Consider the following 22,017-nt stretch of genomic DNA (forward strand, 5'->3'; position numbering starts at 1 on the left):
CCGGTCCACTCCCAAGCCGTCGAGCATCCGGTGGACCGCCTCGGGCAGCCGCCGGGTGACGTACTCGCGCACGCCGCGGCCCTCCATCGTGAAGAAGTGCCCGCCCTGCCCCAGGGTCTCCGCGGAGACCTCCGCGCACCGGCTGAGGAAGCGGACGAACTCACCCTCCTCCTCGCTGCTGAACGCCTCGCTCAGCCGCATCTCCACCCGAATCGCGGCCTCGTCCGCCTTGGCGAGCAGGTCCTGTCCGCTGGGGGAGAGCCTCGTCTCAAGGATGTGGGAGTGCAGCGGGTGGGGCTTGCGCTCGATCAGTTCGCGCCTGCTCAGGGTCGCGAGGACCGAGGACATCGTCTGGGGGGTCACCAGGCACCTGCGGGCCAGGATCGCACCTGAGGCCCCGGGCTCCTCCGAGAGCACGAGCAGGACCGTGTACTGGGGGACCGAGAGGTTGAACTGCCTCAGAACAGCGTGCTTCGCGGAGATCAGCTCCTGCTCGGCGCGCTTCAGGTGATGACCGATCCGCTGGTCCATGGGAAGCTGGGTCATCTGGGAATCGTATCTCAGAGCGCCTGTCCCTCCGTGCTCGTCGGCCGGTCGTCAGGCCGGCGCCGGGAGCGGCCCGCTCCACCCCGGCTCGGAGGAGGGTCAGTACCGCGCGCCCGCGGTGGCGTCGGCCATGGTGTCGAGTTCGGCGAGGTCCTCCGGGGAGAGGGACAGGTCCGCGCCGCCCGCGTTCTCCTCCAGCCGCTCGCGCCTCCTGGTTCCCGGGATGGGAACGACGGGCAGGCCCCAGCGCTCGGCCTGGGCGTGTACCCACGCCAGGGCGACCTGGCCCGGCGTCGCGCCGTGTGCGTCGGCCACCCGCCGCACGATGGCGAGCAGATCCCGGTTGCGCACGGCGTTCTCGCCGGAGAAGCGCGGCTTGCCGCGGCGGAAGTCGTCGGCGGACAGCTCCTCCACCGGAGGGAGGGCCCCGGTGAGGAAGCCGCGTCCCAGCGGGGAGTAGGGGACGAAGCCCACACCGAGCCGCGCGCACTCGCCCACCACCGACTCCTCCACGTCGCGGCTCCACAGCGACCACTCCGTCTGCACGGCGGCGATCGGGTGCACGGCGTGGGCGGCGCGCAGTTCGTCGGCGCTCACCTCGGACAGCCCTAGGTGGCGCACCTTGCCCCGGGCCACCAGTTCGGCCATGGCCCCGACCGTCTCCTCGACGGGGACCGAGGTGTCGCGCCGGTGCATGTAGTAGAGGTCGATCGTCTCGACACCCAGGCGGGAGAGGCTGGCGTCGCAGGCCGCGCGGACGTACTCGGCGTCCCCGCGGTGGACTCGGGCACCGGTCCCGCGATCGCGGACGATCCCGAACTTCGTGGCCAGGACGACCTCCTCCCGCCTTTCCCGGACGACCTTGCCCACCAACTCCTCGTTGGCCCCGTGCCCGTACATGTCCGCTGTGTCGAGGAAGCCGACGCCCAGGTCCAGGGCGTGGTTCAGGGTCGCGAGGGAGTCGGCCTCGTCTCCCGGGCCGTAGAACTCGCTCATCCCCATGCAGCCCAGCCCCTGGGCGGAGACGGTGGGTCCGTCGGTGGTCAGCGGAACAGTCCGCATGCGCACTCCTGTGATCGGTGGTCGTGCTCGACGCGACTCAGGGAGGCGCTACCCGGGGGTGTGACCCGGGCGCCGCATACGGCGCCTGCGACCTGCCCTCCTGAACCTATGCCGAGAAGGTACCATAAGAACCCTGACGCTGACTCGATGTCGATTGGATCCGGAGGCGTCCCCCCTCGCGCACCAGGAACTCGGGGGCCGACCCGTCCGGGAGTTCCCGCAGCATGTGCCGGGAGACGATGACCTCGAAGGACTCCGGAGCCTCCTCCGTCACCTCGGCCAGCCCCAGCGACTCGGACAGCACGTGCTGCCTTATCCACTCGCCGGTGTAGAGCTCGGTCCTGGTCTCCGGGCGCAGCCGGACCCGCAGGTGGAGCCGTTCGTCCTCGGTGTGGGGGTCGACCAGGACGACCTGGGCCGCCTCGACCGAGTCGAGCCGCATGGCCAGCGGCACGAGGTCGAGGGGGGAGACCACGCGGCTGAGCGGCCCCATCGGGGCGTCTATGCGGCTGTGGGTGCGCACCGCGGGACCGGGCAGACCGCAGGGGCAGGCCGTCCACTCGGCCGCGACCCCGGTCTCGTAGCGCAGCAGCGGGACGACCGCCTTCTCGTGCGTGACGGTCACCAGCATGCGCCCGTCGACGATCTCCGTGTACTGGTGGGGGAGCGGGTGGAGGGTGTCGTTGGCGCAGTCCGGGCCGCTGTGTCCGATGATCCAGGTCTCCGCCGAGCCGAAGAGCGCCCACGTGCGCAGGTGGGGGAAGTGCGTCCGGATCAGCGACCGGGTGGCGGCGTCCATGGCCGGACCGCTCCACAGCACCTTGCGCAGGAAGCCGAGGTCCCGGCCGGACGCGGCGCAGTAACGGAGCAGGCTCCGGAAGGTGTCGAGGGTGGTGCCCAGGGCGTTGACCCCGTGGCGCTCGAACAGGTCGAGGTAGGCGTCGATCATCTGGTCGGTCGGCGCGTCCATGGAGAGTGTGGGCACCCCGGCCCTGGAGGCGAGTCCGTTGTGCAGCTCCTGGCAGGCCCGCATGTGGAACGGGGTGCCGAGGGTGGTGAACAGGTCGCCCTGTTCGAAGGGGCGAACGTGCGGCGCGATCTCGTCCAGGTACAGGTCCGCCGGGACCGCCCCCAGACGCATGGTCGACCGGGTGCCCCCCATGACGTTCAGGGAGGCGCGGGTCAGGGCGGACGGATCGGTGCGCACCAGGATGTCGATCGCCCGGCCCAGTTCGTCCCTGTCGAGCGTGGGGAGGTCGGACAGCTCCGGCGCGGAGGCCCCGCAGGTGTGGCGGAGGTACTTCTCCCGCAGAACCGGGATCCTGGACAGCCTGGCCAGTGCCCGTGCCGTGGACGGAGCCCCGCCGAGGGTCGTTCGTTGACCGAAATTCGTTGTCATTCTCGCACTCGCGTTCCTGGTGTACTCAAATACGGCCGATCACGGGCGTTCGTACTGCTGCGGAGCCATTGGTGAATCCGAAGTGACCAGAAGTTTCCGGACTTCGTCGTCCAGTCGCCGGTGGGGCGGGGCCGCAGTTGACTTCGGAATGCGTCCATTCGAGAGAATGTGACGATATCCGAGGCGGCCCGCGGGACCGTGTGACCGTGTGGGCACCTTTCGTTATCGTCCGTCGTAGGGGGTGCTCCCGTGAGGCGTGCCGCCGCTTCCCGGGTGATATGACCTTCCTCACGTGTGAGCTGGGGGCCGTCACGCCTGGTGACCGTCTCGGGTCCGGGTACCAGCGTCCGTCCGGTGGAGGCCGAGGTGGCGGGCCGGACCGGGCGGCTCGGCCGCGCGTGCCCGACTCCGCGCTGTGGACGACCTCCGTTCGGCGGGGCCGCGCTATACGCTGGAAGCGTTCACCCCGGCGCACGCCCCCTGAGACCCTTCGACGCCGCAGGGCGGGTGCGCCGGGATGGCCTCCCAACCAAGAGAGAGCACCATGAGCGACATCGAGCGCGAGGTCCACGCGGTAGCCGGGCGGGCCAGGAACGCGGCGGCCGACCTCGCCCCGCTCAGCCGGGCGGTCAAGGACGCTGCGCTGCTGGCGGTCGCCGACGCCCTGGTCAAACGGTCCGACGAGATCACCGCGGCCAACGCCGAGGACGTGGCGCGGGCCCGCGAGGACGGCACCGGCCCGGCCATGGTCGACCGGCTCACCCTCACCCCGCAGCGGGTCGAGGCCATCGCCGAGGCCGTCCGCGAGATCGTCGAGCTCCCCGACCCGGTGGGCGAGTCCGTGCGCGGGTCCGTGCTGCCCAACGGCCTGGACCTGCGCCAGATCCGGGTGCCGCTCGGTGTCATCGGCATCATCTACGAGGGCCGCCCCAACGTCACCGTGGACGCCGCCGCCCTGTGCCTCAAGAGCGGCAACGCCGCCCTGCTGCGCGGCTCCTCCTCGGCCTACTCCTCCAACACCGCCATCGTCGGGGTCCTGCGGGACGCCCTGGAGGGCACCGGGGTCCCGGTGGACGCCGTCCAGATGGTGCCCGGCCGCACCCGCGAGTCCTCCACCGCGCTCATGCGGGCGCGCGGCCTGGTGGACGTGCTCATCCCGCGCGGCGGGGGCTCCCTCATCCAGGCCGTGGTGCGCGACTCCACCGTGCCGGTCATCGAGACCGGCGAGGGGCTGTGCCACGTCTACGTGGACGCCGACGCCGACCTCGACAAGGCCGTGGCCATCACCACCAACGCCAAGGCGCAGCGCTGCTCGGTGTGCAACTCCGCCGAGACCCTGCTGGTGCACGAGGCCGTGGCCGAGGAGTTCCTGCCGCGCGTGCTGGAGGCCCTCGGCGAGAGCGGCGTGACCGTGCACGGCGACCCCCGGGTGCTGGAGGCCGCAGCCGCCCACCCGACCGGAGCCCGGGTGGTCGAGGCCACGGAGGAGGACTGGGCCACCGAGTACTTGTCCATGGACCTGGCAGTGCGCGTGGTGCCCACCATCGACGAGGCGCTGGCCCACATCCGCAGGTACTCCACCCAGCACACCGAGGCCATCGTCACCGACTCGCTGAAGGCCTCCCGGTACTTCGTCTCACGGGTTGACTCCGCCGCGGTCATGGTCAACGCCTCCACGAGGTTCACCGACGGCGGCGAGTTCGGCTTCGGCGCCGAGATCGGCATCTCCACCCAGAAGCTGCACGCCAGAGGGCCGATGGGGTTGACCGAGATGACCTCCACCAAGTACGTGGTCACCGGGGACGGCCACCTCAGGTAGCCGCCCGGTCCGGGGCCGCACGCCACGGGTACGCCCGTGACGTGCGGTCGAACCCGTGTGTGCGTCGTGCGACCGATAGTGATATCCGGGGGCCGATGGGCCGTTGTCATCTGGAGCGTTTTCCCGCTGGAAACCTGGACAGAAGCGAATCTTCGTCTAGCACGTATTCCCAAAGCGACGGCCGGTCGGTAATTTCACTGTGGTGTCTCACGGCGCGCTTCCGTATCGCTCGGAGTGCCGCCCCCCACGGTCACAACGAAAGGAATCCCCCGAATGAAGCTCCGGAGCAAGGTCGCTGCCATCGCCACGACCGCCCTGGCCGTCGGTGGTGTCACGCTGATGGCCTCCCCCGCCCAGGCTGACCTGGTCACCATCTGCTCGGGCCACGGCGGTGCCGTCACCCTGCCCACGGACCTCGCGGTTCCCGCCGGCAAGAGCTGCTTCCTGGACGGCACGGTCGTCCAGGGCGACGTCACCGTCCGCCAGGGTGCCAACCTGCACATCATCGGCGGCGAGATCGAGGGGAAGGTGACCGTCCAGCAGGACGCCTACTTCGACTCCCAGGAGAGCTCCGTCGGCGACCGCGTGGTCAACCGCGGTTCCTACGGCACCTACCTGGAGGACAGCTCCACGGGGGCGGCCCTGCGCGCCGTCCCGGTCGACGGCGGCAACACCGACGGCTTCGCCTACGTGGTGGACTCCTCCGTCCGCAGCATCAAAGCCGAGGTCGGCGCCGTCTACGTCTCCGGCTCGCGCGTCGGCGGCGCCGTCGAGGCCGACGGTGTCGAGTACGCCGACATCTACGACTCCGTGGTCCGCGGCGCACTGACCGTCAACAACCCCGCCAGCGGCGGCATCCTCTGCGACAGCGAGGTGATCGGCGCGGCCACCTACACCGGCGGCACCGGTCCGGTCGCGGTCGGCGCCGGCGAGCAGGAGGGCTTCTGCTCCTCCGTCAACTACGTCGACGGCGACCTGAGCGTCACCGGCGTCAGCGGCGGCGTCTACGTCGACAACAACATCGTCGGCGGTGACCTGTCCACCTCCGCCAACAGCCCGACCGCCCAGGTCGGTGAGAACAACCGCGTCCGCGGTGACATCCTCACCGAGGAGATCGCCCTGCGCAGCTTCTCCGCCGCCGTGGTCGAGGAGTTCGAGGCCCACGAGGACGACCTGGTCGAGGAGGTCGAGGAGGCGCGCTCCACGACCATCGACGAGGCCATGGCCGCCGGTCCCGCCTTCTAGGACCCGCTCCCGGTCACGCCAGGACGCCCGACAGCGCCGACGGCCCCGCCGTCGGCGCTGTCCGTGTGCCCCGGGTTCCCGTCCCCGCCGTGGCGCGTCGCGGGGGACGCGCGGTGGGGACGGCGGGGAAGGGCTGTTACCGTCCGCGAAAGGCCGGCCCGAGGACGAGGAGCGACGCGTGCCCACCACCGTTCCCTACGGAGAACACCCCAGCCAGATCGCGCACCTGTGGGAACCGAAGGGCGGCGCGCCCGCGCCCGTCGCCGCCCTGCTGCACGGCGGCTGGTGGCGGGACGGGCTCGACGCCGGGCTCATGGACCCGCTGGCCCGCGACCTTGCCGCCGCCGGGTGGGCGGTGTGGAACGTGGAGTACCGCCGCACCGGCGACGACGGGGGCGGCTGGCCGCAGACGCTCGACGACGTCGACCGCGCCCTGGCGGCGCTCGCGGAGGCCGCGGCCCGCGAGCCCGACCGCTACGACCTGTCCCGCACGGTGTCCGTCGGCCACTCGGCGGGCGGGCACCTGGCGCTGCTCAACGCGCTCCACCCCCGCACGCCCGTGCGCGCCGTGGTCGCCCTCGCGCCCGTCACCGACCTGGAGCGCTGCGCCCGGGAGGGCCTGGGCGAGGGGGCGGTGGAGCCGTTCCTGGGCCCCGCCCCCTCCGCGCGGGTCTACGCCGCCTGTTCGCCGCTGCTGCGCGTGCCGCTGGGGGTGCCCCAGCTCGTCGTGCACGGGGACGCAGACCAGCGCGTCCCGGTCGGGCACAGCCGCGCCTACGCGGCAGCCGCGCGTGCCGCGGGGGACACGGTGGACCACCGTGAGCCGGTCGGCGCCGACCACTTCGCGGTCATCGACCCGGCCCACCCCGCCTGGCGGGAGGCGCGGGCCTATCTGGACGACCTGCGCTGAGCCGCCCGCGCCCGAGGGGCGGCTCAGGGGCCGCCCCTCGCGGCCGGGCACCCGGTTGCCTCGCGCGTCGGGAACCGGTGCCGGGTCCCCGGGCGCTGGTGCCCCGGGGAAGGACCGGTCAGGAAGAGGTCCCCGAGCCCTGGTCGGTACGGGAGGAGCCGTTGCGCCACCGGTCGGCGACGGTGTCGAAGATCTTGCCGCCCGCGCTGGCCGCGCTGCCCGCGACGTCGCGCAGGGTGCCCAGCAGCGGGTCGCCCGTGCGCTCCCAGGACTCCTTGTAGGAGCTGGCGGCCTTGCGCGCCTCCTCGCCCACCCGGGCCTCGCGGTCGGTGGAGCGGCGCGGGTAGTCGCCGTTGACGATGCTCTGGTAGGAACCGTCCTCGATCCACCGGTGCAGCTCGGCCAGGCGCACCACCGCGAACGGATGCGTCTGCCCGACCAGGCTGATCAGCTTGATGAGGCTGTCGCGGGCGTCGCCGCCGGACTCGTATTCGCGGGCCTGTTCGAGGAAGGCGTCGGGGTTCATCTCCACGAGCTTGGAGCCGCCCGCCAGCTTCATCAGGGCCCGCTTGCCCGCCTCGGGGTTCTGGCTGGCGAGGATTCCGGCGCGGTCGCAGGACAGCTCGGACTTGCGGTACCACTCCTCCAGCGCGGCCACGATGGCCTGGATGCCGATGAAGCCCAGCGGCACCCACGCCACGCGGGTGGCCAGCCGGACCAGGGCCAGCAGCATGGTGCGGTAGACGGCGTGCCCGCTGAGGATGTGGCCGACCTCGTGACCGATGACGAAGCGCTGCTCCTCGGCGTCCAGCAGGTCGAACAGGCCCGTGGTCATCACGATGAACGGACGGTTGCTGCCGATCGCCATGGCGTTCGGCTTCGGGTTCATCTGGATGTAGAGCTCGGGGACCTCGTCCATGTCCAGGACGTAGGCGGCGTCGCGCAGGTAGTCGTGGACGTGGGGGAACTGTGTGGGCCCGACCCGGACTGCGCTGGACAGGAACATCAGTCGCAGGGCGCGCTCGTTGAACAGCCCCGACAGGCGTTTGAACACCTCGTCGAACCCGCGCAGCGAGCGCAGCGCGACCAGGGCGCCCCGGTCGGCGGGGTGTTCGTAGGCACGGGGCGAGATCTCGGAGAGCCGGACGCGGACGCGGTCTGGTGTGTTGGCCATATCGGCATGCTATGCGCCGGGATCGCGCTTGGCCACGGTTTCCGGCTTCGAGATATGACGCGATTTGCGGGCGGCGCCGACGTGCCCGGGGGAAGGAACCCGGTACGGCGTTCGTTGTCCCAGTGCAAGGACCGAAAAGGGAGGAAGGGGACGGCGATGGTGCCCACCGTCGGCTAATCTCGGTTGGCCGATCCCGGCAACGGCAACGTCCACGGCGAAACGGAGCGCACAGTGGCGCACGCAGCTTCCGACGCATCCCGCAACGCGGACTCCCCCGCGCCGCGTGGAGGAACCGGTCCGACCAAGGTCGGTATCATGGGTGGCACATTCGACCCCATCCACCACGGCCACCTCGTGGCGGCCAGTGAGGTCGCCCACCTCTTCGGGCTCGACGAGGTGGTGTTCGTCCCCACCGGTCAGCCCTGGCAGAAGGACCTGGCCAAGGTGACGCCCTCCGAGGACCGCTACCTGATGACGGTCATCGCCACCGCCGAGAACCCCCAGTTCCGGGTGGACCGCGTCGAGATCGACCGCTCGGGACCCACCTACACCCTCGACACGCTGCGCGAGATGCGCGCGAAGTACGGTCCCGACGTGGAGCTGTACTTCATCACCGGGGCCGACGCGCTGGGCGCCATCCTGAGCTGGCACAACGTCGACGAACTCTTCGAGCTCGCGCATTTCGTAGGCTGTAACCGGCCCGGTCACCACCTCAGTGACACCGGCCTGCCCGAGGGCAAGGTCTCCCTGGTGGAGGTCCCCGCGCTGGCCATCTCCTCGACCGAGTGCCGGGAACGCGTCCGCAAGGGCGAACCCATCTGGTACCTGGTCCCCGACGGCATCGTCCGCTACATCAACAAGACCGGGCTCTACCTAGAGAGCTGAAAGGCAGCAAGCACAACGTGACAGCCACCGACAGGGCACTGGAGCTGGTCAGGGTCGCGGCGGAAGCCGCCTCCGACAAGCTCGCCCAGGAGATCATCGCCTACGACGTCAGCGAGCAGCTGGTCATCACCGAGGCCTTCGTCCTGTGTTCGGCCCCCAACGACCGGCAGGTCCGCGCGATCGTCGACGAGGTCGAGGACCAGCTCCGCCTCCAGTCCGGGGCCAAGCCGGTCCGGCGCGAGGGCGAGCGTGACGGTCGCTGGGTCCTGCTGGACTACGCCGACATCGTCGTGCACATCCAGCACGAGGAGGAGCGCGGCTACTACGGCCTCGAACGGCTGTGGAAGGACTGCCCCGAGATCGACCTGCCCGAGGGCGCGCGCGGCGCCCAGCGCACGCCGCTGGACGAGTTCTGACCCCCACCCCACTGCGAGCGGAGAGACACACCACGTGAGCGACACCCCTCGTGTGCTGTTCTGGCGGCACGGACGCACGTCCTGGAACGTGGAGAACCGCTTCCAGGGGCAGACCGACATCGCACTCGATCCGGTCGGCCACGCCCAGGCCAGGCGGGCGGGGGAACTGCTCGCCTCGTTGAACCCCGACGTCATCGTCGCCTCTGACCTGAGCAGGGCCGCCGACACCGCCGGATACCTCTCCCGGGCCTCCGGGGTGCCCGTGGAGTTCGACGAGGGGCTGCGCGAGCGCTTCGGCGGCTCGTGGGAGGGGATGACCGGGGCGGAGCTGTCCGCGCGCTGGCCGGTCGAACACGCGCGCATGGACATCCCCGACGGCGAGCTCGTCGCCGAGGTCGGCGACCGGATGCGCGCCGCCGTCGAACGCGGACTGGGCAAGACCCCGACCGGGGGGCTGCTCGTCGTGGTCAGCCACGGCGCCGCCCTCAGAGTCGGGATCGCCCGGATGCTGGGGGTCCCCGACGAACAGCGCGAGATCCTGGGACCCATCAGCAACTGCTGCTGGTCGGTGCTCCAGGAGCGGCGGGGGCGGTGGCGGCTGATGGAGCACAACGCGGCCAGCCTCCCCGAGCCGGTCGTGCTCAGCGACGACGCCTGAACCGTTTCGACGTTCGGGCCGGATTCCGCTATGGTTCAGGGAGTCGGCAGGACCGCCACAGGTCCGATCGACTCCCTTGAGGGGCTATGGCGCAGTTGGTAGCGCGCCTCCATGGCATGGAGGAGGTCTGGGGTTCGAATCCCCATAGCTCCACGGACTCAGGACGACCCCGCTCGGCGGCCTTCGGCCGCCTCGCCGGGTCGTCCTTCGTGCTTTCCGGGATAGACACCCCGAACCCGCCGAGGTAACCCCCTGTGGCCGGGGTCGCGGGGAGCGGCGGGGCGGGCCTGGTGTTCTCCCGCGACGCGGGGCTTCGCCCCGGAACCACGCTGGTCAGCGCCGCAGCCACACCGCCGCGTTTCCAGGGAGCCGTCCCTCCAGCTCCGCGCTGGCCACCAGTACCCGGCCCGGCGGCAGCTCCACCGCTTCCTCGCCCGTGTTGACCAGCACCAGCACGTCCTCACCCCGCCAGTAGGCCAGCACCGGCCCCCGGTTCAGTGTGTCGTCCCAGGTCAGCGCCTCGTCAGAGGAGAACTCCCGTCGGTGCGCCAGCGCCCGGCGGTACAGGGAGAGCACGGACCCGGGGTCGTCGCCCTGGGCCTCCACCGACCAGCGGCCCCATCCTTCGGGCTGGGGCAGCCACGGGGTGTGCCCGCCGAAGCCGTACGACGCTCCTTCGCGCGTCCACGGCAGCGGCACCCGGCACCCGTCCCGCCCCTTGTCGGTGTGGCCGCTGCGCGACCACCGCGGGTCCTCCAACGCCTGAGCGGGCAGGTCCGCCGCTTCCGGCAGCCCCAGCTCCTCGCCCTGGTACACGTACGCCGACCCCGGCAGCGACAGCTCCAGCAGCGCCAGTGCCCGCGCCCGCCGCGTGCCCAGTTCCAGGTCCGGCTCCGGGTCGCGCCCGTCGGAGAGCAGCCACGCCTTCTGGTCGGTGCCCGGTGGCAGCCCCAGCACCGACACCGGGCGCACCACGTCGTGGTTGCCGATCACCCACGTGGGCACGGTGCCGACCCGCCTGGCGTCGGCGATCGAGGAGTCGATCACGCGGCGGTAGGAGTCGGCGTCCCACGAGGTCCTCAGGAAGTCGAAGTTGAACGCCTGGTCCAGCTCGTCTGGGCGCGTGTACAGCACACGCCGTTCACCGGGCAGCCACACCTCGCCCACCGTGGCCCGGGGCGGGTCGAACTCCGCCAGCACCCGCCGCCAGTCCCGGTACACCTCGTGCACCTCGGGCCGGTCCAGGAACGGGTGGTCCGGATTGGCCGCGATGTCCTCGAACCGGCCGCCCTCCACCAGCACCAGGTCGCGCAACGGCTCCCGCAGATCCTTGACCAGCGCGTACGCCACGTCGATCCGGAACCCGTCCACCCCGCGCCGGCTCCAGAACCGAAGGACGGCGCGGAACTCCTCGCGCACCCGCGGGTCCTCCCAGTTCAGGTCCGGCTGCTCGGGCGCGAACATGTGCAGGTACCACTGCCCGTCCGCCGCGCGGGTCCACGCCGGGCCGCCGAACGTCGACCGCCAGTTGGTCGGCGGCAGCTCGCCGTCCGCGCCCCGCCCGTCGCGGAACACGTACAGCTCCCGCTCGGGCGATCCGGGACCGGCCTCCAGCGCCTCCCGGAACCACGGGTGCTCCTCGGAGGTGTGGTTGGGCACGATGTCGATCATCACCCGCAGGCCCAGCGCGTGCGCGGCGGCCACCATCGCGTCGAAGTCCTCCAGGGTGCCCAGGCGCGGGTCCACGTCCCGGAAGTCGGCCACGTCGTACCCGCCGTCCGCCCACGGCGAGGTGTAGAACGGCGACAGCCAGATCCCGTCCGCTCCCAGGTCGGCGACGTGGCCCAAGCGAGCGGTTATACCCGCGATGTCGCCGGTTCCGTCCCCGTCGGCGTCGGCGAAGCTGCGCGGGTAGACCTGGTACAGGACCGCGTCGCGCCACCACTGCTGCATGCTGGTTCCTCCGTGTGGGTCAGGAGAACAGGCCGCGCGTGCTCCTGGGCGCGGCGGTGGACTGCCTCAGGATGAGCTGTGTGGGCATCTCCACCTGGAGGCGCCCGGCCGTCCCGTTGAGGATGCCCACGGTGAGCCGACCCGCGGTCAGCCCGGTGTCGTAGGGGGTCTGGTCCACGGTGGTCAGGTCCATCACCGCCGCGGTGTCGTGGTTGTCGAAGCCCATGAGGGAGATCGACTCCGGCACGCGAACGCCCGAGCGGCGCAGCGTGCGGTACGCGCCCAAGGCGAGGTCGTCGAACTCGGCCAGCACGGCCGTGGGCGGGTCGTGGTCCGACAGAAGCTCGCCCATGGCCAGTTCGCCGCCCGCGTGCCCGCTGGCCTTGGCCACGCTCCGCGACGGCAGCCCCGCCTCCGCCATGGCCGCCTCGTACCCCTGCAGCCGGTGCCTCGAGCTGGCGCTGGTCCAGGTCTCGGACCGCGAGGCGATGTAGGCCACGCGCGTGTGCCCCAGGTTGAGCAGGTGTCGGGTGGCCCCCGCGGCACCTGCCCGGTCGTCGATGTACACGCCGGCCCGGTCGGACATCCTCTGCCCGACCAGCACCACGGGCACGCCCACGTCGTCCAGCCGACGGCACTCCTCCTCGGTCAGGTCCATGGACACGGTGACCACGGCGTCGGTGTTGCGCCGCAGCGGCAGCGACCGCGTCCAGCCCTCCCGGGCCCGAGTCTCGCCGACCTGGTAGACGAGCATGTCCAGGTCCGCCTCGCGCAGCGCGTCGCTGACCCCCGCCAGTACCGTCCCGAAGAACCACGGCTGGAGGAAGGGCACGACCACCGCGACCCGCCCCGTGCGGCCGGTGACCAGGCCCGAGGCGTTGCGCGAGACCACGTAGGCCAGCTCGTCCGCGGCGCGCTGGACGCGTTGGCGCGCCTTCGGGGCGACCCCGGGGGCCCCGCGCAGCACACGGGAGACCGTCGAGAGGGAGACCCCCGCTCGCTGGGCGACGTCCCGCATGCTCGCGGGTTGGCTGGCCATGCCGTCCACGGTAGGAGCGCGACCCGGGTGGTGGCAACGTTTTCATGAAGAAAATCGGACGACGTGCCTTTTCTTTCCGCGCATGACGCATATCGAAACGCGTTCATTGTTGACTAGATCACACGGTCGGTGGCATCGTTTGCGCACGAACACGGGGGGATGACCCAGCACACACTCGATGCCGCGCGCCCGGACAGCCTTCCGGCGCGGTAAGGAGAGAGCCATGCCAGTGCATTCACACCAGAAGGGGTACACGGTGCGCGCGTGCGCTGCCGGGCTCGCCGCACTGAGCCTCACCCTGGCCACCGCGTGCGGCGAACCCCCCGGGGAGGAGACCGCGGGGGAGGGCGGCGAGACCGCGGGCCTGGCCGAGGACCCGGCGTTCGTCTGGGCGGTCACCGGGGCCGACCGCGCGATCCACGAGGAGGTCGCGCGCCTGTGGAACGAGAACAACCCCGACCAGCAGGTCGACATCTTCTTCCTGGCCCCCACCGCCGACGAGCAGCGCCAGGCGATGTTCCAGGACCTCCAGAACCAGGCGGGGGAGTTCGACGTCCTGGGTCTGGACGTCATCTGGACCGGTGAGTTCGCCGAGTACGGCTACGTCGAGAGCCTGGAGGACCTGCGCGGCGAGGTCGAGGGCGTCAGCCTGGAGGGGGCCGTCGACAGCTCCCAATGGCAGCAGGAGCTGTACGCGCTGCCCTACTCCTCCAACGGCGCGTTCCTCTACTACCGCACCGACCTCGTCGAGGAGCCCCCCGCGACCTGGGAGGAGCTCTACGACACCGGTATGGCCGCCGCCGAGGAGGAGGGCATCTCCGCCTACGTCGGCCAGGGCGACCAGTACGAGGGTTTCGTCGTCAACTTCCTGGAGCTGTACTGGTCCGCGGGAGGCCGACTGTTCGACGACGCCCAGGAGCAGAGCACCTTCCTGGAGGGCGACGCCTCCGCCACGGCCCTGGACTTCATGACGGAGGCCTACGAGAGCGGGTTCTACGCCGACGGCTTCGACACCATGGTCGAGGACGACGCGCGCGCCCTGTTCCAGGCGGGCGAGGCCGTCTACATGCGCAACTGGCCCTACGCCATCCCGCTCCTGGCGGGCGAGGGCGACGAGGAGAGCGCTGTCGCGGACGACTTCGCGGTCGCCCCGCTGCCCACCTTCACCGGTGAGGGCACCACCAGCGCGCTGGGCGGCCTCAACAACGCGGTCAGCACGCTGAGCGACAGCAAGGACCTGGCCCGCGAGTTCGTCCTGTGGGCGGCCACCGACCCCGAGGCGCAGGACGTCCTGCTCCAGAACAGCCTGCCGCCGACCATGGCGAGCGCCTACGAGAACACCGACGACCCCGACTTCCAGATGCTCGGCGAAATCCTCGCCCAGGCCCAGGCCCGCCCGCCGGTGCCCGGCTACAACTCGCTGTCCCTGGCCGTGCAGGACAACCTGCACCCGGCCTTCCGGGGCCAGGAGGAGCCCGACACGGCCCTGGAGGCCGTCGACCAGGCGGCCAACGACGCGCTCGAACAAGAGTAGGCCGCATGGCGACGACCCAGAGAGTCCGCGTGAGCAGGGGCCTGGGTGAGCGTGCGATGGGGCGGATCTTCCTCGCCCCGTCGTTCGCCTTCATGGCCTTGATCGCGCTCTTCCCGGTCTTCTACGCGATCGGGATGAGCCTCTACCAGATCCGGGGGTTCCGCCAGGAGTTCATCGGCGTCGACAACTACGTCCGCGTCCTGACCGACTCCGGTTTCTTCAACGCCGTCTGGAACACCCTGGTGTTCACGGTCGCGTCGGTGTCGCTGGAGTTCCTCGTCGGGATGGCCTTCGCGCTGATCATGCACCAGGCCTTCCTCGGCCGCGGCCTGACCCGCGCGGTCATCCTGATCCCGTGGGTCATCCCGACCGCCGTGGCCGCGCAGGTGTGGCGGTTCATGTTCGACCCGAACCCGGGCTTCGTGAACGCCGTCCTCGGCACGGACATCAACTGGCTGCGCGACCCGTTCTGGTCGATGGTCGGCATCATCAGCGCCGACGTGTGGAAGACCGCGCCGTTCGTGGCCCTGCTGCTGCTCGCGGGCCTGCAGACCATCCCGAAGGACTACTACGAGGCGGCCAGGGTGGACGGGGCCAACGCGCTCCAGCGCTTCTGGAACATCACCCTGCCGCTGCTGCGCCCGTCGATCGTCGTGGCACTGCTGTTCCGCACGGTGGACGCCCTGCGCATGTTCGACTTCGCGTACGTGTTCACCGGCTACTCGAACTCGCTGGCCACCCTGTCGGTCTACGCGCAGCGCTACCTGGTCCGGGACCCGGACCTGGGCTACGCCAACGCGTTGTCCACGGTCACGTTCGTCATCGTCATGCTCGTCGGCCTGGCCTTCATCAGCCGGATGGGCCGCCACATGATCGGTGAGGCGCCGCGGAAGGAGAAGCGATGACGGCCGAGACGGTGAGGCCGAGCGGGTCGGTCCACAAGCCGCGCCGACGCGTCCATCCGGCGGTGGGGAGCACCCTCAAACTGCTCGGGCTGGCCGTGGTGCTGCTGTGGTGCCTGTTCCCGTTCCTGTGGATGGGTATGACCAGCCTGCGGTCGGGATCGGCGGCGATCACCGACCCGAACATCCTCCAGGGGCCCTTCGACTTCGGCAACTACCGGGAGATCTTCGACCAGGGCTTCCAGTTCGCGCTGCGCAACTCGCTGATCGTGGCGACGGTGACCACGCTGATCTGCATCCCGGTGGCCTCGCTGGCGGGCTACGCCCTGGCCCGGCTGCCGCTGGCGGGCAAGTTCGCGATCCTGGCCGCCACCCTGGTCGCGACCCTGTTCCCGCCGGTGGCGTTGGTCAACCCGCTCTACCAGATGTACCTGCAGCTCAACGAGTGGACCGGGATCAACCTGCTCAACTCCTACGCGGGCATGATCATCCCGTACGTGGCGCTGACCCTGCCGCTGGCAGTCTTCATCCTCACCACGTTCTTCGCGGGCATCCCCAAGGAGATCGAGGAGTCGGCGAAGGTGGACGGGGCCACCCCGGTCCAGGCATTCCTGCGAGTGGTGGCGCCGCTGGCGGCGCCGGGCGTGGGAGCGGCGGCCATCCTGACCTTCGTGTACGCCACCAACGAGTTCCTGCTGGCCTTCTCCTTCGCCCCGAACGACCTGAACGTGCAGACGGTGCCGGTCTTCGTGGCGACCTTCCAGCGGGTCGGCTACGAGAACCCGATCGGGCAGATCATGGCCGCTTCGGTCCTGGTGTCGGTCCCGCTGATCATCTTCGCCCTGGTCCTGCAACGCAGGATCGTGGCGGGACTGACCTCCGGAGCCGTCAAGGGCTGACAGCACGACCGGAAGGAAGCGGACCGGTCCCGGGAGCGCACCGCGCCTCCGGGACCGGCTCCGTGTCCGGGTCGGCGCCCGCCGGACCCGGGTCAGCGGCGCACGACGTCGCTCCCGTCCAGGTCCGCCGCGTCCTTGCCCACCAACTCGGCGGTGATCTGCAGCTCCGCCAGCGTCGCGCGCAGCACGTGCTCCACGCCCGCGGCGCCGCCCACGGCCAGCCCGTACACCCACGGCCGCCCCAGCAGCACCGCCTCGGCCCCCAGCGCCATCGCCACGGCCACGTCGGCGCCCGAGCGCACACCCGAGTCGAACAGCACCGTGGCGCGGTCGCCGACCGCGTCCACCACCTCGGGCAGGGCGTCCAGCGCCGCCACGGCGTTGTCGACCTGCCGGCCGCCGTGGTTGCTGACCACGATCCCGTCCACGCCCGCTGCCACCAGGTCGGCGGCCTCGTCCCCGCGCACGACGCCCTTGACCAGCACCGGCAGGTCCGTCCACCGGCGGATGCGCGCGATGTTGTCGGTGCTCAGGGACCTGCTGGAGAACGCGCCCAGGAAGTGGAACACCGCCTCGGTGAACACCCCGCCCGGCTCCGGGTCGGCCTTGAGCCGGGAGCGGAACTCCGGGTCGCTGAAGTAGTTCGCCGTGCCCTGGCTGCGCAGGAACGGCAGGTGGCCCAGCGCCAGGTCGCGGGGCCGCCACCCCAGCCGCTTGGTGTCCGCGGTGACGACGACCGCCTCCGCCCCCGCTGCCGCCGCCCGCCGCACGAACGACTCGGCCAGCGCGTCGTCGCCGGGCCAGTACAGCTGGTACCACCAGGAGTCGACCGCTTCGGCGACCCTTTCCATCGGGGTGGAGGCGGCCGTGGACAGCACCATCGGCACCCCCAAGGCGTTGGCGCCCTCGGCCACGGCGAGCTCCGCCTCCTCGTGCACCTGCTCCAGGACGCCGACCGGCGCGGTCAGCAGCGGTGTGGCGTACTCCCTGCCGAACAGGGTGACCCCCAGCCCGCCGGCACCCTCTGCCCCCGGCCGCAGGCTGCGCGGGCGCAGCGCGTAGCGGGCGAACGCGTCCACGTTGGCGCGGGCGGTGCGCTCCCGTCCCGCGCTGCCCTCCACATAGCCGAACGGACCCGGCTCCATGGCCCTCTCGGCCAGGTCGCGCAGATCCTCGTGGTGGTAGGGCAGGCCGGGCAGGACGCCGTTGGTCGCGTCGGCGTAGACGCCGTCCTGGTACTGGGCGAAGTCGGTCATGGTTCCCTCGCTGGCGCCGCGGCGCCTGGTAGGGGCACCGCGGGGCACGGCGCACGGGACGTAAGAAGAGGACGGACCGGGCCGCGGGGAGGTGTGCCCCGCGGCCGCGGCCGTCGAACCGTTCGCGCCCACCGGTTCCGGCCGGATGCTACCGCGCGCTCACGTGACCGGCGTCACCCGGTCCGCCTCGGTCCGGCCACCGCCGGGCTCCGCGGCCCCGGCCTCGGCGATGTGCAGTGCCGTGACCAGCTCCCGGTACAGGTCGTCCCGGTCCATCAGCTCCCGGTGGGTGCCCCTGGCCCGCACCCGCCCGTCCTCCATCAGCACGATGGTGTCGGCGTGGATCACGGTGGACAGCCGGTGCGCGATCGTCACCACGGCCGCCCGCGCGGCGTGGGCGCGCACGCTCTCGGTGATGGCGGCTTCGGTGATCGCGTCCACCTGCGAGGTGGCCTCGTCCAGCAGCAGCACGTCCGGCGAGCGCAGCAGCGCGCGGGCCAGGGCGATGCGCTGGCGTTGTCCGCCGGAGAAGGACGTGGCGTCCAGCGGGGTGTCCAGCCCCTCCTCCAGGGCGTCGATCTTGTCGGCCAGGCGTACCTGGCCCAGGACCCGGCGCACCTCGTCCTCGGTGGCGTCCGGACGGCTGAACAGCAGGTTCTCCCGGATGGTGCCGGGGATGACCGGGGTGTCCTGCTCCACGTAGGCGAAGCGGCCGCGCACCTGGCCGGGGGTGAGCTCCCGGTAGGGGGTCCCGTTCAGGAACAACTGCCCCTCCTCGGGTTCGAGGAAGCGCAGCAGCAGCGAGAACACGGTGGTCTTGCCCGCGCCGGAGGGCCCCACTATCGCGGTGTGCCCGCGCCTGGGGACGGCAAGGTCCACGCCGTCCAGCGCGGACTCGGCGCCGGGCGCGTACCGGGCGGTGACCCCGCGCAGTTCCAGCAGCGCGCCCGGGCGGTCCCCGTCCGGGGAGGGGACCGGCGCGTCCGCGTCCGACGCCTCGGAGGAGGGTTCGAGCGCAATGGCCTCCACCTCCCGGATGCGCTTGGCCGCGGCCACGCCCGACTGGAGGGTGGTGACGCTCTGGGACAGCTCCATGACCGGGGTCATCAGGGTGAACGCGTAGAGCAGGAAGGCGATGAGGGTGGAGACCTCGATCGCACCCGAGGACACCCGCAGCGCGCCCACACCCAGGATGGAGATGATGGCGAGCTGGATCCCGCTGAACGCGATCGTCCAGGCGACCGCCTCGCGCCGCACCGAGCGCACACCGTGCCGCGCGGACTCCCGTGCGTGTTCGAGGATCTGGCCGCTCAGGCGCTCCTCGGCCCGGCTGACCTTGACCGTGCGGACCGCGCGCAGCGCGCCGTCGAGCATGCCGCCCATCAGGCCCAGGGAGTTCTGCGCCCTCTCCTGAGCCTTGGCCAGGGCGGGCATCAGCGTCAGGAACAGGACGGTGACCACGAGCACCGCGACGAAGGTGACCGTGAGCAGGAACAGGTCCAGCACGCCCATCATGACCAGCGTTCCCACCAGCAGCACGCCGCCGTTGATGAGGCTGATGACGCTGCTGGAGGCGGCCTCGCGCAGCAGTACCGTGTCGGAGGTCGCCCGGGTGACGAGCTCGCCGGAGGAGCGGCGCGACAGCGGGATGAGCGCGGCGCGGAAGTAGCGGCGCACCAGCGAGGTGCGCGCGTCCAGCACCACCTTCTCGGCTACGGTGCCCAGGAGGATCCAGTGCCACAGGCCGGACACCGTGCCCAGCGTGAACAGGCCCAGCAGCAGGGCGATCGGCGCGAGCAGGCCGCCCCCGCCGGAGACGGTGTCCAGGACCAGCTTGATCACCATCGGGTTGGCGAGTTCGAGCGCCGACCCGAACAGGGCCAGCACCAGGCCCAGCGCCAGCTTGTTCCGGTGCGGGCGCACGAACGACCACAGCACCCGGAGCTGGGCGAACCGGGGTTCGGGCCCACCCGGTTTCGAGTCGGTGTCTACTTTTGATGGATCAGTCATGTTTTGAAGTAGGTCATAGGTGACCGATTATTGTCAACCAATTACCGGCAGGCCTAGGATGAGGGCATGGTGAAGAGCGCTCCCCCAGGCGAAGAGACGAGGACGCGCGCCCGGACCCGGCGCGCGATCCTCGAAGCGGCGGTGGAGGTGCTCGGGGAGAACTCCTCGGCGCCCCTGTCCCAGGTGGCCAGAACCGCGGGTGTGGCGCGCAGCACGCTCCAGCGCTACTTCGCCGAACGCGCCGACCTGGTGTGCGCCCTCGGCGAGTACGCCGACGAGCTCATCAACGAGGCCACCGAACGGGCGCGCACCACCGAGGGAACCGGACTGGAGGCCTTCGGGCGCCTGGTGCCCGAGTACTTCGGGCTCCAGAAGGTGATCATGCTGACCTTCGGGGCCGACGACTCCTGGGACGAGGTGCTGGAGGAGGAGTTCGGGGAGGCGGACCGGGCCCTGTTCGCCCTGGTCGAGCGCGGCCACGCCGACGGCAGCATCGACCCCAGGATCACCCCGATATGGGCGCAGCAGCTCCTGTGGTCGGGGCTCTACGCGGCCTGGGCCTACGTGAGCGTCAGCCGCACGCCCGCCTACGAGTCCCTCAACCTGTGCGTGCACTCGCTGGTCAAGGCCGTCTCCAACCCCGGCCGCGACGGCGCGGGCGACTGACCCGGGGCGGCGCGGGGACGGACGTCCGACCCGGGCGGCGCATCGGGGAAGTCGGGCGGCCCGCCGGGGGAGGGGGCTACAGGTACAGGCCGGTGCCGCGCTCGGGGGCCTCGTTGGCCACGGCGTGCACGTCGCGCTCGCGCAGGATCACGTACCGCTCGCCGTTCAGTTCGACCTCGCCCTGCTCCTCGGGATCGAAGAGCACCCGGTCCCCGGTCTTGACGTGGCGGGCGCTGGTTCCGGCGCCGACGACCTCTCCCCACGCGAGCCTGGTCGCCAGCTTCACCGTGTCCGGGATGACCAGGCCGGCGCTGCTGCGACGCTCGGTCCTGTCCGGGACCGACTTCACCAGCAGGCGATCGTGGAGCATCTGGATCTCAAGCTTTGATTCGGGCACCACTCCAGGGTATTCGGCGCGGAAACCGGACACCGCACGTCCACCCGGGGGTCCCGAGGTCGCAACCCGCTCCCAACCTCCGGTACAGTGATTCCATCGCCGAGCGGGGGAACCGCCCGGCATACAAGGGGCTATGGCGCAGTTGGTAGCGCGCCTCCATGGCATGGAGGAGGTCTGGGGTTCGAATCCCCATAGCTCCACGTTGCGCGGGCTGCGGCGAGCCGGTTGAAGACCGGCTCGCCGCAGCCCGCGATGCTTTCCGGGGGGGAGACCCCCCGAACCCCCCGAGGCGCCCCCCTGGTGTCGGGGCCGCGGTGGTCGGTGCGGTGGTTGGGCGCTTCCTTGCAACGTGAGGCTTCGCCTCCCGTCCCCCTGGTGTCGGGGCCGCGGTGATTCGCCTCCGGGCTCCTGCGGCTGGGGGCGGCCGAGCCCCGTGTGCGGTTTCGGCGCCGATCCGCTTCCCGGCGCGACCGGGCTGGAGGATCAACGACGGCGCGATCATCGACTACGAGCTCGAACGGGACGGCGCCTTGCGCGGCCGCGTCGTCGCCGTCGAGGAGTCGGCCCTCTTCTCGTACCGCGTCGCGGCCGAGCCCGGCACCGACGCCAGGCCGTCGTCGAGCACCTGGACGTCCTGCGCCGGGTCGGCCTGGTCGAGTCCGGGCGGCGCGGCCGCGAGGTGGTGCACCGCCCGGTCGGGGCGCGCCTGAGCGAGCTGGGGCGCGGCCTCCAGCCCGCAGCTCGGGTCCGGGACCGCGGGCTGGAGGCGATCAGAGGGCTTGCGGAGGAGGACTGAACCGTTCGTCCACGAAGGCGAGGAGGTCCGGATCGCCCGAGGTCAGGCGCTCCACCTCCTCGCCCCCGTCGCACCGGCACAGGGCCACCGTCACCTCGGAGGCGGTCCGCCCCACCACCCGCCACACGGCTCCGTGGTCCTCCCAGCGGACCAGGGTGTCGACCGGGTTCTGCCGTGGTCTGTCGCTCATGTCCACTCATGTGCCCCGTCCCGGGGTGGTTGAAGAGGGGCCCGGACGGGTGCCGCGGCCGTCCCGGGGTGCGGGGGTGTGGGCCGGACGACACCGCGGCTGGTCATCCCACCCCCGCACGTCCGATAGACTCGAACCGTTGCCGAAGGGCACTCGGGGCTATGGCGCAGTTGGTAGCGCGCCTCCATGGCATGGAGGAGGTCTGGGGTTCGAATCCCCATAGCTCCACGTTGCGCGGGCTGCGGCGAGCCGGTCTTCGAC

General features: G+C 71.2%; 21 protein-coding genes and 3 tRNA genes. 13 read left to right on the forward strand and 11 right to left on the reverse strand.

Features of this window, described 5'->3' with window-relative positions; genetic code table 11:
- The 3 genes from ABD54_RS17480 to ABD54_RS17490 form a co-directional block, all read right to left on the reverse strand.
- On the reverse strand, window positions 1–546 hold a 546-nt coding region (locus ABD54_RS17480; protein ID WP_235432098.1), incomplete at its 3' end, for a MarR family winged helix-turn-helix transcriptional regulator.
- Window positions 547–645: 99 nt separating this feature from the next.
- Complete coding sequence (locus tag ABD54_RS17485) at window positions 646–1,608, reverse strand: aldo/keto reductase (RefSeq protein ID WP_047870569.1); 963 nt, start codon at window positions 1,606–1,608, stop codon at window positions 646–648.
- A gap of 106 nt (window positions 1,609–1,714) precedes the next feature.
- Window positions 1,715–3,007 (reverse strand): AMP-dependent synthetase, encoded by a 1,293-nt coding sequence (locus ABD54_RS17490; protein ID WP_235432099.1) that lies wholly within the window; start codon window positions 3,005–3,007, stop codon window positions 1,715–1,717.
- A 544-nt stretch (window positions 3,008–3,551) separates the two neighbouring features.
- On the opposite strand from ABD54_RS17490, the gene ABD54_RS17495 reads away from it, so the two are divergent.
- The 3 genes from ABD54_RS17495 to ABD54_RS17505 all read left to right on the forward strand — a co-directional run bounded on the left by ABD54_RS17495 (window position 3,552) and on the right by ABD54_RS17505 (window position 6,981).
- Complete coding sequence (locus ABD54_RS17495) at window positions 3,552–4,826, forward strand: glutamate-5-semialdehyde dehydrogenase (protein WP_047870570.1); 1,275 nt, start codon at window positions 3,552–3,554, stop codon at window positions 4,824–4,826.
- A 273-nt stretch (window positions 4,827–5,099) separates the two neighbouring features.
- Entirely contained in the window at window positions 5,100–6,071 is a 972-nt protein-coding gene (locus ABD54_RS17500) for a hypothetical protein (RefSeq protein ID WP_047870571.1), read from the forward strand.
- Between the two features lie 178 nt (window positions 6,072–6,249).
- A complete protein-coding gene (locus tag ABD54_RS17505) occupies window positions 6,250–6,981 on the forward strand; it encodes a S9 family peptidase (RefSeq protein ID WP_047870572.1) in 732 nt (243 codons plus the stop codon).
- A 118-nt stretch (window positions 6,982–7,099) separates the two neighbouring features.
- Here the strand turns inward: ABD54_RS17505 and ABD54_RS17510 are convergent, their stop codons facing one another.
- Window positions 7,100–8,155, reverse strand: a complete 1,056-nt coding sequence (locus tag ABD54_RS17510; protein WP_047870573.1) for a M48 family metallopeptidase — start codon at window positions 8,153–8,155, stop codon at window positions 7,100–7,102.
- A 231-nt stretch (window positions 8,156–8,386) separates the two neighbouring features.
- Between ABD54_RS17510 and nadD the strand changes: the two genes are divergently transcribed.
- The 4 genes from nadD (at window position 8,387) to ABD54_RS17530 (ending at window position 10,267) form a co-directional block, all read left to right on the forward strand.
- The gene (gene nadD, locus ABD54_RS17515) at window positions 8,387–9,040 is read left to right on the forward strand and encodes a nicotinate-nucleotide adenylyltransferase (protein ID WP_268778191.1); all 654 of its coding nucleotides are present in this window, start codon (window positions 8,387–8,389) and stop codon (window positions 9,038–9,040) included.
- A gap of 17 nt (window positions 9,041–9,057) precedes the next feature.
- Window positions 9,058–9,456 carry a ribosome silencing factor gene (gene rsfS / locus ABD54_RS17520; protein WP_047870575.1) on the forward strand — a complete coding sequence of 133 codons (399 nt, stop codon included), beginning with the start codon at window positions 9,058–9,060 and terminating at the stop codon, window positions 9,454–9,456.
- A 34-nt stretch (window positions 9,457–9,490) separates the two neighbouring features.
- A complete protein-coding gene (locus ABD54_RS17525; RefSeq protein WP_047870576.1) occupies window positions 9,491–10,114 on the forward strand; it encodes a histidine phosphatase family protein in 624 nt (207 codons plus the stop codon).
- An 80-nt stretch (window positions 10,115–10,194) separates the two neighbouring features.
- Window positions 10,195–10,267: transfer RNA gene (locus ABD54_RS17530), tRNA-Ala, on the forward strand.
- Window positions 10,268–10,447: 180 nt separating this feature from the next.
- On the opposite strand, the gene ABD54_RS17535 is transcribed toward ABD54_RS17530, so the two are convergent.
- Window positions 10,448–12,067 carry a glycoside hydrolase family 13 protein gene (locus ABD54_RS17535; protein ID WP_047870577.1) on the reverse strand — a complete coding sequence of 540 codons (1,620 nt, stop codon included), beginning with the start codon at window positions 12,065–12,067 and terminating at the stop codon, window positions 10,448–10,450.
- 19 nt (window positions 12,068–12,086) lie between these two features.
- A complete protein-coding gene (locus tag ABD54_RS17540) occupies window positions 12,087–13,106 on the reverse strand; it encodes a LacI family DNA-binding transcriptional regulator (RefSeq protein ID WP_047870587.1) in 1,020 nt (339 codons plus the stop codon).
- Between the two features lie 223 nt (window positions 13,107–13,329).
- On the opposite strand from ABD54_RS17540, the gene ABD54_RS17545 reads away from it, so the two are divergent.
- The 3 genes from ABD54_RS17545 to ABD54_RS17555 are packed head-to-tail and all read left to right on the forward strand — an operon-like array spanning window position 13,330 to window position 16,441.
- Window positions 13,330–14,640, forward strand: coding sequence for an ABC transporter substrate-binding protein (locus tag ABD54_RS17545; protein WP_200904132.1), 1,311 nt, complete (start codon window positions 13,330–13,332; stop codon window positions 14,638–14,640).
- A gap of 56 nt (window positions 14,641–14,696) precedes the next feature.
- On the forward strand, window positions 14,697–15,545 hold the full coding sequence (locus tag ABD54_RS17550; RefSeq protein WP_047870579.1) for a carbohydrate ABC transporter permease: 849 nt from the start codon (window positions 14,697–14,699) through the stop codon (window positions 15,543–15,545).
- A complete protein-coding gene (locus ABD54_RS17555) occupies window positions 15,542–16,441 on the forward strand; it encodes a carbohydrate ABC transporter permease (protein ID WP_047870580.1) in 900 nt (299 codons plus the stop codon). The genes ABD54_RS17550 and ABD54_RS17555 overlap by 4 nt, the downstream gene beginning before the upstream one ends.
- 92 nt (window positions 16,442–16,533) lie before the next feature.
- Here ABD54_RS17555 and ABD54_RS17560 read toward each other — a convergent pair whose 3' ends face one another.
- Together ABD54_RS17560 and ABD54_RS17565 are read right to left on the reverse strand one after the other, a co-directional pair.
- Window positions 16,534–17,697, reverse strand: coding sequence for an alpha-hydroxy-acid oxidizing protein (locus ABD54_RS17560; RefSeq protein ID WP_047870581.1), 1,164 nt, complete (start codon window positions 17,695–17,697; stop codon window positions 16,534–16,536).
- Window positions 17,698–17,856: 159 nt separating this feature from the next.
- On the reverse strand, window positions 17,857–19,635 hold the full coding sequence (locus tag ABD54_RS17565) for an ABC transporter ATP-binding protein (protein ID WP_047870582.1): 1,779 nt from the start codon (window positions 19,633–19,635) through the stop codon (window positions 17,857–17,859).
- Window positions 19,636–19,773: 138 nt separating this feature from the next.
- On the opposite strand from ABD54_RS17565, the gene ABD54_RS17570 reads away from it, so the two are divergent.
- Window positions 19,774–20,373: a TetR/AcrR family transcriptional regulator gene (locus ABD54_RS17570; RefSeq protein ID WP_047870583.1), complete on the forward strand. Its 600-nt coding sequence runs from the start codon at window positions 19,774–19,776 to the stop codon at window positions 20,371–20,373.
- Window positions 20,374–20,449: 76 nt separating this feature from the next.
- On the opposite strand, the gene ABD54_RS17575 is transcribed toward ABD54_RS17570, so the two are convergent.
- Window positions 20,450–20,743, reverse strand: coding sequence for a co-chaperone GroES (locus ABD54_RS17575; RefSeq protein WP_017568462.1), 294 nt, complete (start codon window positions 20,741–20,743; stop codon window positions 20,450–20,452).
- A 154-nt stretch (window positions 20,744–20,897) separates the two neighbouring features.
- Between ABD54_RS17575 and ABD54_RS17580 the strand changes: the two genes are divergently transcribed.
- Window positions 20,898–20,970 (forward strand) — tRNA-Ala (locus ABD54_RS17580).
- Window positions 20,971–21,275: 305 nt separating this feature from the next.
- Here the strand turns inward: ABD54_RS17580 and ABD54_RS28610 are convergent.
- Window positions 21,276–21,458: a hypothetical protein gene (locus tag ABD54_RS28610; protein WP_047870584.1), complete on the reverse strand. Its 183-nt coding sequence runs from the start codon at window positions 21,456–21,458 to the stop codon at window positions 21,276–21,278.
- A gap of 82 nt (window positions 21,459–21,540) precedes the next feature.
- Window positions 21,541–21,756 (reverse strand): hypothetical protein, encoded by a 216-nt coding sequence (locus tag ABD54_RS17590; RefSeq protein ID WP_047870588.1) that lies wholly within the window; start codon window positions 21,754–21,756, stop codon window positions 21,541–21,543.
- A gap of 155 nt (window positions 21,757–21,911) precedes the next feature.
- Here ABD54_RS17590 and ABD54_RS17595 point away from each other — a divergent pair.
- Window positions 21,912–21,984 (forward strand) — tRNA-Ala (locus ABD54_RS17595).
- The last annotated feature ends 33 nt before the right edge of the window (window positions 21,985–22,017 follow it).

The organism is Nocardiopsis sp. RV163 (genome assembly GCF_001029525.1).
Classification (GTDB): Bacteria; Actinomycetota; Actinomycetes; order Streptosporangiales; family Streptosporangiaceae; genus Nocardiopsis; species Nocardiopsis dassonvillei.

What these genes read in the sequence shown, in the direction of transcription:
- ABD54_RS17485 (WP_047870569.1), bottom strand. Translation starts at nt 1,608, where the DNA reads ATGCGGACTGTTCCGCTGACCACCGACGGACCCACCGTCTCCGCCCAG.
- ABD54_RS17490 (WP_235432099.1), bottom strand. Translation starts at nt 3,007, where the DNA reads ATGACAACGAATTTCGGTCAACGAACGACCCTCGGCGGGGCTCCGTCC.
- ABD54_RS17495 (WP_047870570.1), top strand. Translation starts at nt 3,552, where the DNA reads ATGAGCGACATCGAGCGCGAGGTCCACGCGGTAGCCGGGCGGGCCAGG.
- ABD54_RS17500 (WP_047870571.1), top strand. Translation starts at nt 5,100, where the DNA reads ATGAAGCTCCGGAGCAAGGTCGCTGCCATCGCCACGACCGCCCTGGCC.
- ABD54_RS17510 (WP_047870573.1), bottom strand. Translation starts at nt 8,155, where the DNA reads ATGGCCAACACACCAGACCGCGTCCGCGTCCGGCTCTCCGAGATCTCG.
- ABD54_RS17535 (WP_047870577.1), bottom strand. Translation starts at nt 12,067, where the DNA reads ATGCAGCAGTGGTGGCGCGACGCGGTCCTGTACCAGGTCTACCCGCGC.
- ABD54_RS17540 (WP_047870587.1), bottom strand. Translation starts at nt 13,106, where the DNA reads ATGGCCAGCCAACCCGCGAGCATGCGGGACGTCGCCCAGCGAGCGGGG.
- ABD54_RS17545 (WP_200904132.1), top strand. Translation starts at nt 13,330, where the DNA reads ATGCCAGTGCATTCACACCAGAAGGGGTACACGGTGCGCGCGTGCGCT.
- ABD54_RS17550 (WP_047870579.1), top strand. Translation starts at nt 14,697, where the DNA reads ATGGGGCGGATCTTCCTCGCCCCGTCGTTCGCCTTCATGGCCTTGATC.
- ABD54_RS17555 (WP_047870580.1), top strand. Translation starts at nt 15,542, where the DNA reads ATGACGGCCGAGACGGTGAGGCCGAGCGGGTCGGTCCACAAGCCGCGC.
- ABD54_RS17560 (WP_047870581.1), bottom strand. Translation starts at nt 17,697, where the DNA reads ATGACCGACTTCGCCCAGTACCAGGACGGCGTCTACGCCGACGCGACC.
- ABD54_RS17570 (WP_047870583.1), top strand. Translation starts at nt 19,774, where the DNA reads ATGGTGAAGAGCGCTCCCCCAGGCGAAGAGACGAGGACGCGCGCCCGG.
- ABD54_RS17575 (WP_017568462.1), bottom strand. Translation starts at nt 20,743, where the DNA reads ATGCTCCACGATCGCCTGCTGGTGAAGTCGGTCCCGGACAGGACCGAG.
- ABD54_RS17590 (WP_047870588.1), bottom strand. Translation starts at nt 21,756, where the DNA reads ATGAGCGACAGACCACGGCAGAACCCGGTCGACACCCTGGTCCGCTGG.